11 protein-coding genes are annotated in these 12,606 nt (G+C 67.4%); 6 read left to right on the top strand and 5 right to left on the bottom strand.

The features are described 5' to 3' along the window. A complete protein-coding gene (gene tssL, locus P2T65_RS16375) occupies positions 1 to 1,431 on the bottom strand; it encodes a type VI secretion system protein TssL, long form (protein ID WP_276200214.1) in 1,431 nt (476 codons plus the stop codon). Continuing rightward, complete coding sequence (tssK, locus tag P2T65_RS16370) at positions 1,428 to 2,765, bottom strand: type VI secretion system baseplate subunit TssK (protein WP_276200213.1); 1,338 nt, start codon at positions 2,763 to 2,765, stop codon at positions 1,428 to 1,430. The genes tssL and tssK overlap by 4 nt, the downstream gene beginning before the upstream one ends. Positions 2,766 to 2,959: 194 nt before the next feature. On the opposite strand from tssK, the gene P2T65_RS16365 reads away from it, so the two are divergent. Further along, entirely contained in the window at positions 2,960 to 3,460 is a 501-nt protein-coding gene (locus P2T65_RS16365; RefSeq protein ID WP_276200212.1) for a PAAR domain-containing protein, read from the top strand. Positions 3,461 to 3,536: 76 nt separating this feature from the next. Then, complete coding sequence (locus P2T65_RS16360) at positions 3,537 to 4,295, top strand: hypothetical protein (protein ID WP_063187092.1); 759 nt, start codon at positions 3,537 to 3,539, stop codon at positions 4,293 to 4,295. A 25-nt stretch (positions 4,296 to 4,320) separates the two neighbouring features. On the opposite strand, the gene tagH is transcribed toward P2T65_RS16360, so the two are convergent. From tagH to tssI, 3 genes are all read right to left on the bottom strand, one after another. Continuing rightward, positions 4,321 to 5,676, bottom strand: a complete 1,356-nt coding sequence (tagH, locus tag P2T65_RS16355; protein ID WP_276200211.1) for a type VI secretion system-associated FHA domain protein TagH — start codon at positions 5,674 to 5,676, stop codon at positions 4,321 to 4,323. Positions 5,677 to 5,762: 86 nt separating this feature from the next. After that, positions 5,763 to 6,284, bottom strand: a complete 522-nt coding sequence (locus P2T65_RS16350) for a hypothetical protein (RefSeq protein ID WP_245280600.1) — start codon at positions 6,282 to 6,284, stop codon at positions 5,763 to 5,765. A 41-nt stretch (positions 6,285 to 6,325) separates the two neighbouring features. Beyond that, positions 6,326 to 8,176 (bottom strand): type VI secretion system tip protein TssI/VgrG, encoded by a 1,851-nt coding sequence (tssI, locus tag P2T65_RS16345; RefSeq protein ID WP_276200210.1) that lies wholly within the window; start codon positions 8,174 to 8,176, stop codon positions 6,326 to 6,328. 97 nt (positions 8,177 to 8,273) lie between these two features. Here tssI and P2T65_RS16340 point away from each other — a divergent pair, with 97 nt between their 5' ends. The 4 genes from P2T65_RS16340 (at position 8,274) to tssC (ending at position 12,552) form a co-directional block, all read left to right on the top strand. Beyond that, positions 8,274 to 8,804, top strand: coding sequence for an OmpA family protein (locus P2T65_RS16340; protein WP_055460462.1), 531 nt, complete (start codon positions 8,274 to 8,276; stop codon positions 8,802 to 8,804). 137 nt (positions 8,805 to 8,941) lie between these two features. Continuing rightward, entirely contained in the window at positions 8,942 to 10,375 is a 1,434-nt protein-coding gene (locus tag P2T65_RS16335) for a type VI secretion system ImpA family N-terminal domain-containing protein (protein ID WP_276200209.1), read from the top strand. A 110-nt stretch (positions 10,376 to 10,485) separates the two neighbouring features. Beyond that, the gene (gene tssB, locus P2T65_RS16330) at positions 10,486 to 11,028 is read left to right on the top strand and encodes a type VI secretion system contractile sheath small subunit (protein WP_082831600.1); all 543 of its coding nucleotides are present in this window, start codon (positions 10,486 to 10,488) and stop codon (positions 11,026 to 11,028) included. 12 nt (positions 11,029 to 11,040) lie between these two features. Further along, a complete protein-coding gene (tssC, locus tag P2T65_RS16325) occupies positions 11,041 to 12,552 on the top strand; it encodes a type VI secretion system contractile sheath large subunit (protein ID WP_055460460.1) in 1,512 nt (503 codons plus the stop codon). Positions 12,553 to 12,606 lie beyond the last annotated feature (54 nt).

Here is a 12,606-nt window from a genome sequence, read left to right as displayed (position 1 = left end):
TCAATGGCTCCGCTCGATGAGGATCTCGACGCGACGGTTCTTGGCGCGCCCGTCCGCCGTGGCATTGGAGGCGATGGGCTGGTCGGCCCCCTTGCCCTCGGTGGCGACGCGGCCCGGATTGGTGAGCTGCGCCTTGATGACGTCGGCGACCGCCTTCGCCCGTTCCTGCGACAGTACGAAATTGGAGGGGAAGCGCACGGTGCGGATCGGCACATTGTCGGTGTGGCCGACGATCTTGACCGTTCCCGGCTCCTTCTCCACCGCCGCCGCGATGCGCGCCAGAAGCGGCTTGAACTCGTCGCGCACCATCGCCTGCCCCGGCGCGAACAGCGGCAGGTCGGAGATGCGGATGAGCACCTTGTTGCCGCTCTCCTGAACGAGGATCTTCTCGCCTTGGAGGTCCTGCTGCAGTCGGCTCGCCTGGGCGGAGGGCGGCGGAGGCGGCGGCGCCGAGAAGACGCGCCGCTGGATGCCGATCTCGGAGGTCGGGTGGACGGCGATGAGCGATGCCGCGACGGCCTCGGCATCATTGCCGAGTAGGCTGCGCAGAAGGAGGAAGAGACCGAGAAGGACGACCCCGGCAAGCGAGGCGACGGCCCACACCGGCACCCGAAGGCGAGCCGCCTCCGCCGGAACGGCCTGCCCCTGCCAGCGCGGCGACAGTTCCTCATTCGCCCGCTTCACACGGCGCAGCGTCTCGTAGAGACTGCGCTCGATCTGCTGCAGCGCCGCCACTCCGCCGGCCGAGGTGCGGTGCACGCCCTGGAAGCCCAGAGCAAGGCACGCGTGCATGAGCTCGAGAAGGGCGTAGTTGACGCTCGGATCGGCCCTCGCCCGCTCCAATTCGTCGAAGAAGCGCACGCCACCGACGCGTTCGCCGAAGAAGCGGCTCAGCATGCTGTACTGCGTCCACACATGCCGATCCTCGCCGGGAATGTTCTGGACAATGTCGTCGGCGGTGGCCGCAAGCACATATTTGGCGACGCGCGTCTCGTCCGCGGGAAGACCTGCTGCGCGCACGTCGCGCTCGAATTCCGAGATGCTGTCGGCCACCTGTTCCATCAGCTGGGCGTAGGGCGCCCTGAGCGTGCCCACCCGCAATTCGCCGAGAAGGAGAAGAAGCGGCCCGGCGGCCCGCATGAGGGGATTGTCGTTCGGGGTGAGAAGTTCCTCGCGCCGCAGCACGAGCGCCCGGGCCCGCCCCTCCTGCCGCTCCCCGCCCGCGGCCTGCGGCGGCGGGACGGCGGCGACCCACTCGTCGCCCGCATTCTGTCCTGGAGGCGGGCTCGCCGCCGGCGGTGGAGGCGTGGCCGGTGGAGGCGTGGCGCTCGGAGGCGGCGCCGCCGGGCCGCGCCCGGCCGGCCGCGGCCGGATGATGGTGCGCTCGCTGCGCCCGAAGGGATCGCGCGGGCCGTTGTCGTCGCCGCTCATCGCCGCCCCTCCAGCACCGCCCAGAGTTCGAGCTCGAGGCCCGGCCAGTCACCGGAGAAATGCATGCCGATGGAGGTCGCCGTGCTGAACTCCGGCCACAACGGCGAGGTGCGGTCGAGATAGAAATAGACGTGATCGGTGATCGCCCGAATCTGCGGCGGCGGCGTCGGCAGGTGGATGAGCGGCACACCCGGCAGGTGGGCATGCACGATCTCGTTCATCTTGGTGTTGGGCCCGACCTTGAAGAGATGCGGGAACTGGTTCTGGATCTCCGTCAGCGGTCGCTGTGCCGCCACTTCCAGCACGAGCGTCGCGTTGCGGAACAGCGCCCGGTCGCGGATGGTCGAGGTGAAGGCATTGTGCGCCCGCTCGACGATCTCGAGGCGGATGGCGCGGCGACCGATCTGAGCGCTGAGGAAGTCCTGGATGTCGCGGATGACCGGCGCGAAGACCGGCTCGAGGTCGTCGTGGTCATAGGCCTGGTAGTCGCGCGCCCTCCGCTCGGCCGTGACGAAGGTGGCGAGTTCGCCGGCAATGCGCAGCAGTTCCTCGTAGAGCCGCTCGGGATGCACGTAGCGCGAGCGGCGGAAGTGCTTGAGCACCGGGATGTGCCGGTTGAGCAGCTGCAGGATGAGATAGTCGGCGCTCTGCAGGCCGCCGCCCGCCGTCGGGTCGGCGGCATAGCGGGCGAGTTCCTCGAGCTTGTTGTCCATCCAGCCGATGACGCGGTCGATCCAGCCGTCGACGACCGGATGGGCGCTGCACGTCAGCACCGGCGGCGCGAATTTCTCGTCGAAGATGACCGCCCGGTCGCGCACTTCGAGGATGCGCGCCACGGCGAGGTTGACGAAGCCCGGCTTCGGCGTCCGGCGCAGCTCGTAGGCGAGGCGCGGATAGGCGACGTCGATCTCCTCCTCGACCCTGAGCGGCGAGGTGGAATCGATCATGAGGGCGCTCGCCGAGACGAAGCGGCTCGCGCTGTCGGCCTCGCCGTCCTCAACCTCGCGCGTGTTGGGCGCGGCGACCGGCAGCGACAGCCACACCACCTGCTTGGTGGCATCCTCCGGCACGTCGAGCGGCGCAGGCAAGGGACTGTTGTCGGGCACGCTGAAGGGCGTGCCATCCGGCATCACGCCGCTCGCCCGGCGCAGGCCGAACTTGCTCTGCTGCGCGAGATCCCGGTCGATTTCGAGCGCGGAAAAGCCCCAGGGATAGGGCGTGATATGGCGGATGCGGCTCTCGACCAGATTTTCGAGGTAACGATCACTCTGCTGCAGGTGATGCGGCCTCAGGAAGAGACCTTCCGACCAAACGACCTTGCTATACCAGGACATTTGCTTTCCCGCCGGTCTCGCCGAAGAAGTATAGACTGCACCCGCCCCGTCGTCACCTGTCGCCTGCAGGTTGTCGCGGGGCCGGCCGAAGTCGTCGCGCAAGCAGTGCGCTTGATCGCACGTTGGCCCGGGCGCAAGATGACTGACGTGCGGGCGCGCACGAGCCCTGAAGCCCATTTGTCGGGGATCGCCGGATGCCGAAAGGTTTCGCCGCGCGGGTCACAGACCCGGTTCTCCATCCTCTGCCGGGCCTGCTGTCGCCTGGGCCGGGCAGCCCCACGGTATTCATCGGCGGCCTGCCGGCCTGGCGCGGCGTCATCGCCGGAGCCGCGGCCGCCATCCAGTCGGCCAAGGCGGCGTCGGAAGCGACCATCCGCGCTGCCGAGGCCGCGACGATCGCCGCCGCCGGCACGCCGGGCGCCCCCGCGGCCAAGGCCGCGGAAGAAGCGGCCAAGGCCGCCGCCGCCACGGCGATGGGATCGACCATCACCGCAGCCGCTGGCGGCGCCGACATTCACTTGTGCGCGACACCGCTCCCGATCCCGCCGCATGGACCGGGAGTCGTCGTTGACGGCTCGATGACGGTGCTCATCAACAATCTCGCAGCCTGCCGCATGGGCGACACCATCGTTGAGGCGGTGGGCCCGCCCAACAAGATCGCCATGGGTCTGCCGACCGTCATCATCGGTCCGTAACGCGTGCCGTGGCGCACGGCGGGGCCGCGCGAACGAAGGTTGATGACTGCGGGGGCCGCGGCAAGGGAGAAGCACGATGGCCATGCGCAGGGTTCCCGATCGTGAGGCTGCCAAGGCGGCGCGGTTCACGCATCAGACCGTCGAGCATTTCGGGAGCGATCCGCAGCTCGCGAAATCCCATGCCGAGACGCGCAACGGCCATGTCGTGAAGGTGCTGTGCTGGCTCGCGCTGCTGCGCGATGCGCAGAACCGCTCGCTGGCATTGTCGCCCCTTCCCCGCGTCACATGCGAAGAGGCGCGGTGGCAGCATTTCCGCGAACGGCGCCCACGCCAGGCGGCGCACGTGCTGCCAGGGCAGGTCATGGTCGACGGCCGCTATCCTTGGCTCTATTTCAAGGACATCACCCGTGCTCGCACCCTGCAGTCGCTCTTCGCCGAGGTGCGCGCCCTGCCCGCCAATTTCAACAAGGCCGACAGCGCCGCCGAGAACAAAGGCCTGACCGAGGCCTTCCGCGCCGCCGCCGAATACGTGCTGCGTGGCCACGCTCCGCTCCGGCAGGACATTGCCGAGGCCTACCGCACGCTGTGGGTTCCTGGCGCCCGCGCCGCCTATGCGGCTGCTGAGGAGCAGAAGCGATCGCGCCCATCGGTGCCCTCACCCGTCTACGACATCGAGCGCAATATCGTGAATCTGGAGGAAATCGCGGAAGCTGGCCAGTCACAATGGGACGTGCACGATCAGATTCGCATCCTCATGCGCTATGAGGCGAGCCTCGACGAGGTGCCACCGGAACTGCAGCCGCACAAGATGGACGAGATCCTCGGCCGGTCCTGACTGCAGGCCCACAAAGGGACGCGCTTCAGCCGCCCCGTCTGCCCTTGTCGTAGCATTCGGCGAAATAAACCATGAAGGCATCGACGAGGCCATGCTCGTGCGGCGCCGTCTTCGCCTGCCAGCGCGCAACATAAGCATCCCACAGCCGCGCCTTGCGCGAGCCGATGAGGCCGCCGATCCCCACATCCCCGGTCGCCTCGTCGATGGCTTCGGGGGCGAGATCTTCCATCAGCAGGCGCAACGCATGCTGCATGGCCGAATAGGTCTTCACCTGGTGGATCTTGAGATCGCGAAAGCTCTGCGCCAGCGTCTGCCGCGCATCGAGATAGCCGCTCTCCGGCGACCCGAACATCCGGCGCAGCGCATCGTCCACCGTTGGCGAGAATTTGAGCGGGTTATTGTCGACGGCCTGGATCGTCGTCTGGCTGGCGCTGCGGGCAAGGCGCTTGCCCTCGGCGCGGGCGGCGAGCAACTGCTTGAGATCGTCGGCGACGAGGCGCATGAGCACGCCGAGATGCTCCGCGAATTCGCCCACATCACGGCCGGCAAGCGCCTCCTCGGGCAGGCCGGCGCCGCGCGCGAAGCGGGCGAGGAAATCGGCGCCTTGCGCGGCAGGAAACGGCACCGCTGGTGGCGGCCCCTGCTCTGCCGCACGCGCAGGCTCCTGTGCGGGGGGCGGCGCGGACGACGGCTCCGGCGGCTCGCTCCACGGATTGGCAGCTGCAGGCGCCGGCGGCCGACGCGGCGTCGGGACGGGCGGCACGGGCGCAACGGCCGGTGGCTGCGGCACGGGCGCCGCCGCCCAGGACAGATCCTCGCCGGCAGGGACGCCGCTACGGGCAGGAGCCGGCCCTGCCGCACCAGCGCCACGCTCTGCCGCGGCGACATCGGGCGTTTCGACCGCCCAGTCGAGAAAATCCGGCCGCACGGGACGCAACTCGCGCGCCGGCTGGAAGTCGCGCCGCGGCGCGGGGGGGGCGGCATCGGGCGCGCTGTTCCAGAACCCGGTCGCGCGTGCAGACGGTCCGGGGGCTTCCTCTGCCGGCAGCGACGCCGGCTCGGTCGCATTGAGCGCGACCGCGATGATGTAGTCGCCGATCTCGATGCGGTCGCCATGGCGCAGCCGGTGCGGCGACTGCATGCGCTGCCCCGAGCCATTGAGATAGGTGCCGTTGGTCGACACGTCGGTCAGCCAGTAGGCACCGTCGTGATAGCGCACTTCGCAATGCTTGCCGGAGACGGTGCGGGTCGAATCCGGCAGGGTCCAGTCGAGGTGCTGGTCGCGACCGATATCGAGCCCGCGGGGGCCGGAGACGGAGACGCTGAGCGGGCCGCCGTCGGGCAGGCTGGCCATGTTCTCGATCGTGAGCGTCAGGGCCATCGCCGGGCTCGCCCTCCTCGCATCGGCGCCGCGCACGTCGCATCGCCTGCCGATCCTAGACCAATTTGCGCGCCGGTTGTATCGGCTCAGCGCCTCTCGCCGTCGGGCGTCAGCAGCGACAGCCCGGTTTCGAGACAGGCCGCGATCTGGCCGCCGCGCTCGTGCGCATCCACATGTGCCAGTGCCGTAAGGACGGCAGTCTGCGCCGCCTTGGCGGTGAGGTGGGGCGGGCACGGCACCGTGTGCCCTTCCACCAGGCTGCCGCCGGACCAGGCCGCTGCCAGCGCCGCCCAGGTGGCCGGGCGGCCGTGGTCGCCGGCCGAACCGAGGGCGAGGGCGGCGCGGCGCCGCCCGTCCTCCGGCTCGCGCACCCAGTCTTCGGCGGCGGCGAGCGCTGCCGCCTCCTCTCCGGCCGACTGCGGCACGAGCGCCCGGACGCACCGGCATGCCCACCAGACCGCCTCGCGCCGCGGCAGGAGATAGGCGCAGAAGGTGATCGCCTCCTCCGGCGTCTCGCCTGCTGCGAGACGGCGGGCGAAGGTGAGCGGCGGCTCTTCCGTAGGCGGGGCGGCGATGTCCTCCCCCGCTTCCGGAAAGGCCTCGAACAAGCTTTTCGCCGTGGGAAAGCGCACCCGCTGCATGGCCGGCCTCAGTTGATCTGGACGATGCCACCCTTGATGACGACGGTCGCGTCACCCTTCACGCTGGTCTTCGTGCTCTTCACCGTCACGGTCGGCGACTTGATGGTCACCCCCGTCGGATCCATCGTGATCGTGCTCATGCCGACTTTGAAGCGGATCTTCAGCTTCGCCGTGACGTAGAGGCACCCCTGGTCGATGTCGAGGTGATCGTCGCCCTTCTTCAGGGTTGTCTTGCGTGCGAAATCGCCGGTCGGCTTCTTGAGATCCTGGCCGATCTCCCGCGTCTCCTGGTGCCGGATTACGGAGGCGAGGTCCTTCTGCGCGTGCAGCGTGACGACCTCCTCGCCCTTCTTGTCCTCGAACTTCAGCTCGTTGTAGCCCCCGCCGCCTTTCGTGGAATTGGACTTGAGGCCCGAGACGGTCTTGTTCGCCGGCAACTCATAAGGCAGGTCGTGCTCGTCGTTGTAGACTGTGCCCACGACGAGCGGCCGGTCCGGGTCACCCTCGAGGAAGGCGACGACGACCTCCTGACCGACGCGCGGGATGACCTGCCCGCCCCAGCCCTTGCCCGACCACATCTGAGCGACGCGCACGCGGCGCGACGTCGTCTTGTCGTCCCTGTCCCAGTGGAACTGGACATAGATGCAGCCGTACTTGTCGACGTCGATCTCCTCGCCTTCCTCACGGTTCTCGCCGACGACCCTGGCCGTCTGCAGGCCGGTGATGACCGGCCGCGGCGTCACCAGCGGCGCGCGGAAGCGGCGCTCGGTCGGCAGGAATTCGTAGGAGCCGCTGTAGATCTCGTCCTCGCCCGAGCCCGCCTGCGAGCGGTAGGCCTCGGTCGAGAAGCCGTGCCGGGCGCTGGTCACGAGATAGTCGCCCTTGTAGCTCTCGCCGGGCACCTCGCCGACGCGCACCAGAGCCCCGGGATAGAGGCTCACGGCATCGCCGCTGGCATGGCGCTTGTCGTCCTGCGCCTGCGCCGCCTGCACACGGATCTCGGCGAAGCGTTCGCCGTCCTTGCGATCGGTGTAGCGACCGGGATAGTCGTAAAGCTCGTAGGCCCTGGCCCGGGCGGCTCCCTCCTCCCTGGAACGCTTCAGGTCGGCGCCAGACTTCGTGTAGTCGTAGTCGTTGAGCTCGACGCGCCCGGTTCGCAGACGCCGCTCGCTGAGCCAATGCGTGAGGTGCTCGCACTGACGCTGATCGTGCATCCCGCGCGGCAGGAAGGGAAAGGCACCGTCAGCCGGCGCCCCGCCGCGCGCCGCCGAGGGGCGCAGTTCCTCGTGCGCCGATCGGGAATCCGCCAGCACCAGCGTGTGCCCGTCGGCCGTATGCTTGAAGTAATAGTAAATCCCGTGCTCCTCCATGAGGCGTTGCACGAAGTCGAGGTCGCTCTCCCGATACTGGACGCAATAATCCATCAACTGGTAATCGTCCGACAGACGCAACTCGTAGCGGGCGCCCCTTTCATTGTCGAGAACGTCACAAATGATCTCGGGTGCACGCTTGTTGTGGAAGATCCGGCAAGTCGCCTTCTGAGACAGAAGCCACAACCAGGGCCTGAGCACAAAACGGTAGACCTGTTCGTGCTCGCGCACGTCGAGACGTTGGCATTCGGCTGCAATGCCGTTGAAATGCCGCTCGCTGCCGTCGCGCAACCGGAAGCTGACGGAGCACTTCTCGCCCAGGAATGGCTCGAGATTGGCGCTTCGCTGCTTACTCAGAGCATCTATCCTGTATTCGAATAGTTCACTCAGCCCCTCACGAGCATCGAAGCGAGTTAAGACGAATGCATCGTCGCCTAGTGGTGTCTTGAAGGAAGCAATACGCCGTGCCTGACTGAGATCGGTGCTCATGGATCAGCCTTCGACGCGTGTTGTGGCGCACGTACGGAACTTGACAATATAGGAAAATGGGAGCATCGTCGAGCAGTCAAAGACCGGGTGTGCTCCCATGCGCAGCAAGGTCCCTACAGTATTCGCGCTTGCGTTGCTTGTTCCCCTCTGTCAAACGGCAACGGCGCAGACAGCCTACAATGCCAACGACATCATCCGGCACTTCGCGCCGCAACCGGAGCTCGGCGCGACCCGCGGGCTGTGCATCGGCACCGAGGCCGAGTGCAAGCCCGCCCCGGCCAAGCCGGTGGTAGAGCCCTTCGATCTCGTCGTGACCTTCGACTACAACTCCGACGTGCTGACGCGCGAGGCGCGTCGCAACCTCGACGAGTTCGCCAAGGCGCTCAACGACCAAAGGCTCGCCACCGCCACCTTCCTCGTTGAGGGGCATACGGACGCGACCGGCAGCGAGGCCTACAATCTCGGCCTGTCGGAGCGCCGGGCGAGTTCCGTGGTGCGCTATCTCACCGAGAAGGGCATCGACGTCTCGCGGCTGACGGCGAGAGGCTATGGCAAGACACGGCCGCGCACGGCCAACCCCTATGATGCCGCCAACCGGCGCGTCGAGACGCGCCTGGAGATCCGCTAGAGCATTTGCCGCCGAAATGGACGCCGGCCGGCGAAGAACCGAAGGTCCGTTTCGGCGAAGACGCTCTCCGCTCGGCAAGAGCTGCAGCCGCGATCTCCGGCATTTCGGTGCCCCCTCGCAAGGAACTTCGCCCGCCGATGCCGGAGATCGACTTTTCCACCCTCACCGCCCCCGTCTCGCAGGATGCGCCCTGCGGGCCTGACCTCGAGCTCGCGGGCGATGCCAACTACATGAACTTCGTCGCCCGCCTCGAGGGCCTGCTGCCGGCCTCCTTCCTCAGCCACGACGCCGAGGGCCGGCTCGTACCCTTCGACAGGGGGAGCATCGACATCCCGGCGGAGATTTCGGCTCTCGCCGGCCTGCTCGCCGGCACGCGCGACCTGCGCCTCCTGGTGCTGCTGGCCAAGCTCCTCATCCTCAACCGCGATCTCGACCAGTTTGCTGCCTGCCTCGCCGGAATCGCCTCATTGCTAACCGAGCGCTGGGGCGAGGTGCATCCCGCCGGTGAGGATGGCGACTTCACGCTGCGCTGCGCGGCGCTGCAAACCCTCGACGACATGCCGACGGTGGTCATGCCGCTTCAGCATGTGCCAATCGCCCACAGCCGCCGCTTCGGCGCGATCAGCTATCGCGGCCACCTCGTGGCAAGCGGCGTCGCCGAACCGCGGGACGGCGAGGACGCTCCCGGAGTCGCCGCAATCGAGGCCGCCTTCACCGAGACGCCTCTGACGGACCTCGTCTCGACGCGCGATGCCCTCGCCGTCCTGCGTTCGGCACTCGCGGGCATCCGCCTCGTGACGCTGGAGAATGTCGGCGCCGCGGAGGCGGTGAGCTTCGAGCGGCTGTCCCCCCTGGCGGACGCCATGTTCAAGCTTCTCGACGAGGCCGTTGCCCGGCGGGATCCCGGTGCCGGGTCCGCTCCGCCCACCAAGGCGCAGGATAACTCGCCGAGCGAGGCGCCGCGGCCACTCGCCGGCCCCGGTCCGGCAACTGCGGTCATCGCCGCGCCGCACGAAGCCTCCGCCGCGCTCGCCGCAGCAGCAGCCTATTTCCGCCGCGCGGAACCGTCGAACCCGGCCATCCTCCTTGTCGGCCTTGCGCGAGAGCTGATCGGCAAATCCTTCGCCGACGTGGTTCGCATCCTGATGCCGGAGTTCACCGATCGGGCCGCTTTCCAAATCGGCAGCCGCCAAGTCCTGGAACTGCCGCTGGAGCGCCTGGCCGGCCTCCTGCCGGACGACGGCGGTCCCCTGGAGGACGAGGCCGCTTCTCTGGCGATGGGCGGCGAGGACGGCGACGAAGATCCGGGCAGGGGACAAGCCGCGACTGTTCCGGGAACGGCGCCGTCCGCGAACGACGCCGGCGGGCCGCGGCCGCAGCTGGCGGCGACGAGCCGGCGCGAGGCGCTCACGCTCATCGAAGCGGTCGGCACATATTACCGCGCTGCGGAACCCTCGAGCCCCATTCCGCTCCTGACCGAGCGCGCGTGCGGGCTCGCACAGCGCGATTTCCTCGGTCTGCTAAAAGATGTATTATCGGATCAGCTAAGGTCATCCGATGCCGAAGACTGACGCCGTGCTTGCGAAAACGACGTTGCTCTTCTTGGCTCGTCGAGTTGCCCGTGGGCAATCCGAGTAATTGCGCCCTGACGGACGCGCTGACGCGCAGAAGGGGATATCCGATGGCTGCAGACTCCGGACAGAAGTTCATCCGTCGCAACCGCGCGCCACGCGTGCACATTTCTTACGAGGATCCCTACGACGCCGAGCGGCAGATCGAGCTGCCCTTCGTCATGGGCGTGATGGCAGACCTGTCCGGCAACGACGCCGGCATGGAAAAGCCCGACATCGCGGACCGGAACTTCCTCGACTTCGACATGGACAACTTCGATCAGCGCATGGCGGCCATCGAGCCGGGCGTGTCCTTCAAGGTCGCCAACAGGCTCGGCACTGAAGATGGCGAGAGGCTCTCCGTCACCCTGCGCTTCCGCAAGATGGAGGATTTCGGTCCGGCCGCCATCGCGCGGCAGGTGCCGGCGCTCGCAAGGCTCCTCGCGGCGCGCGAGCAACTCGCCAACCTCCTGCGCTACATGGACGGGAAGGCGGCGGCGAGTGACCAGATCAAGGCCCTTCTGGCCGATCCGCAGCTGATGCTCGCCCTCAAGGAGCGGCTCGCCTCCGCGCCGGGCGGGAGCGAGGCAGCCAAGAGCGAAGCGCAAGAGTAAGGCGAGAGTGCCATGGCCACAGCAGCTGGACCCGAACGGCAAGCGAACGAAGCCGTCGTAACGACGCGCGATGCCGATGAATTCGCTTCGATCCTCAAGCAGAACTTCAAGCCCCGCACCGAGCGGGCGGCGACGGAAGTCGAGAATGCCGTCGCGACGCTGGTGCAGCAGGCTCTCGCCGACACCAGCGTGATCCAGGAGGACGTGCTCGACACCATCGAGAGCATGATCGCGCGCATCGACGAGAAGCTGACGGCGCAGATGAACGAGATCCTGCATGCGCCGGAGTTCCAGCAGATCGAGAGCGCCTGGCGCGGCCTCCATTATCTCGTCTTCAATTCCGAGACGGACGCGACCCTCAAGATCCGGGTGATGAACATCTCGAAGAACGAGATCTACCGCAACCTGCGCCTCTTTCCCGGCGCGCGCTGGGACCAGAGCCCGCTGTTCAAGAAGGTCTATGAGCACGAGTTCGGTCAATTGGGCGGCGAGCCCTACGGCTGCCTGATCGGCGACTATCACTTCAGCCACACGCCGACCGACGTGCAATTGCTGCGCGACCTCAGCAAGATCGCGGGCGCGGCCCATACGCCCTTCTTCGCCGGGGCCGATCCGACGCTGCTCGGTATGGACGCCTGGACGGAACTCGCCAATCCGCGCGACCTCGGCAAGATCTTCGACACGCCGGACTATGCGGCCTGGAAATCGCTGCGCGATTCCCCCGATGCGCGTTATGTCGGGCTCTGCCTGCCGCGCGTTCTGTCGCGCCTGCCCTACGGCGCCAAGTCCGAGCCGGTCGAGGAATTCGCCTTCGAGGAGGAGACGGACGGGCACAAGGGCGAGAAATACGCCTGGATGAACGCCGCCTATGCCATGGCGGTCAACATCAACCGCGCCTACAAGGAATATGGCTGGTGCACGCGCATCCGCGGCGTGCAGTCGGGCGGCGAGGTCGTCAACCTGCCCACCCACACGTTCCCCACGGACGACGGCGGCGTCGACCTCAAATGCCCCACCGAGATCGCCATCAGTGACCGGCGCGAGGCCGAACTCGCCAAGGCGGGGCTCATCCCGCTGGTCCACCGCAAGAATACCGACAAGGCGGCCTTCATCGGCGCCCAGTCGCTCTACAAGCCCAAGACCTATTTCGGGCCCAACGGGGTCGAGGCGACGGCATCCGACAACCTTTCCGCGCGCCTGCCCTACATGTTCGCCGTCTCGCGCTTCGCGCACTACCTGAAGTGCATGGTGCGCGACAAGATCGGATCCACCAAGGAGAAGGAGCAGCTCAAGAAGTGGCTGCAGGACTGGATCTTCGAATATGTGGACGGCGACCCCCTCAATTCGACAGAAGAGACGAAGGCGCGGCGACCGCTCGCGGACGCGCGCATCGACATCTTCGAGAACGAGGAAAACCCGGGCTATTACGCGGCGAAATTCTATCTCAGGCCCCACTACCAGCTCGAAGGCATGGATGTCGGCCTGAGTCTCGTATCCCGCCTTCCGGCACCTGTTAATCAGTGAAAGGTGCCTGACAACGACGGCAGGGCCGGGGCCCTGCCGCACAAGGTCCGCCCG

The organism is Chelatococcus sp. XZ-Ab1, from assembly GCF_029309855.1.
In the GTDB taxonomy this organism is placed as follows: Bacteria; Pseudomonadota; Alphaproteobacteria; order Rhizobiales; family Beijerinckiaceae; genus Chelatococcus_A; species Chelatococcus_A sambhunathii.
This window is presented reverse-complemented; position numbering and strand designations above follow the sequence as displayed.

Bases quoted from the DNA above. Each gene is read 5' to 3' on its own strand.
- tssL (WP_276200214.1), bottom strand. From the start codon at position 1,431: ATGAGCGGCGACGACAACGGCCCGCGCGATCCCTTCGGGCGCAGCGAG.
- tssK (WP_276200213.1), bottom strand. From the start codon at position 2,765: ATGTCCTGGTATAGCAAGGTCGTTTGGTCGGAAGGTCTCTTCCTGAGG.
- P2T65_RS16365 (WP_276200212.1), top strand. From the start codon at position 2,960: ATGCCGAAAGGTTTCGCCGCGCGGGTCACAGACCCGGTTCTCCATCCT.
- P2T65_RS16360 (WP_063187092.1), top strand. From the start codon at position 3,537: ATGGCCATGCGCAGGGTTCCCGATCGTGAGGCTGCCAAGGCGGCGCGG.
- tagH (WP_276200211.1), bottom strand. From the start codon at position 5,676: ATGGCCCTGACGCTCACGATCGAGAACATGGCCAGCCTGCCCGACGGC.
- tssI (WP_276200210.1), bottom strand. From the start codon at position 8,176: ATGAGCACCGATCTCAGTCAGGCACGGCGTATTGCTTCCTTCAAGACA.
- P2T65_RS16340 (WP_055460462.1), top strand. From the start codon at position 8,274: ATGCGCAGCAAGGTCCCTACAGTATTCGCGCTTGCGTTGCTTGTTCCC.
- P2T65_RS16335 (WP_276200209.1), top strand. From the start codon at position 8,942: ATGCCGGAGATCGACTTTTCCACCCTCACCGCCCCCGTCTCGCAGGAT.
- tssB (WP_082831600.1), top strand. From the start codon at position 10,486: ATGGCTGCAGACTCCGGACAGAAGTTCATCCGTCGCAACCGCGCGCCA.
- tssC (WP_055460460.1), top strand. From the start codon at position 11,041: ATGGCCACAGCAGCTGGACCCGAACGGCAAGCGAACGAAGCCGTCGTA.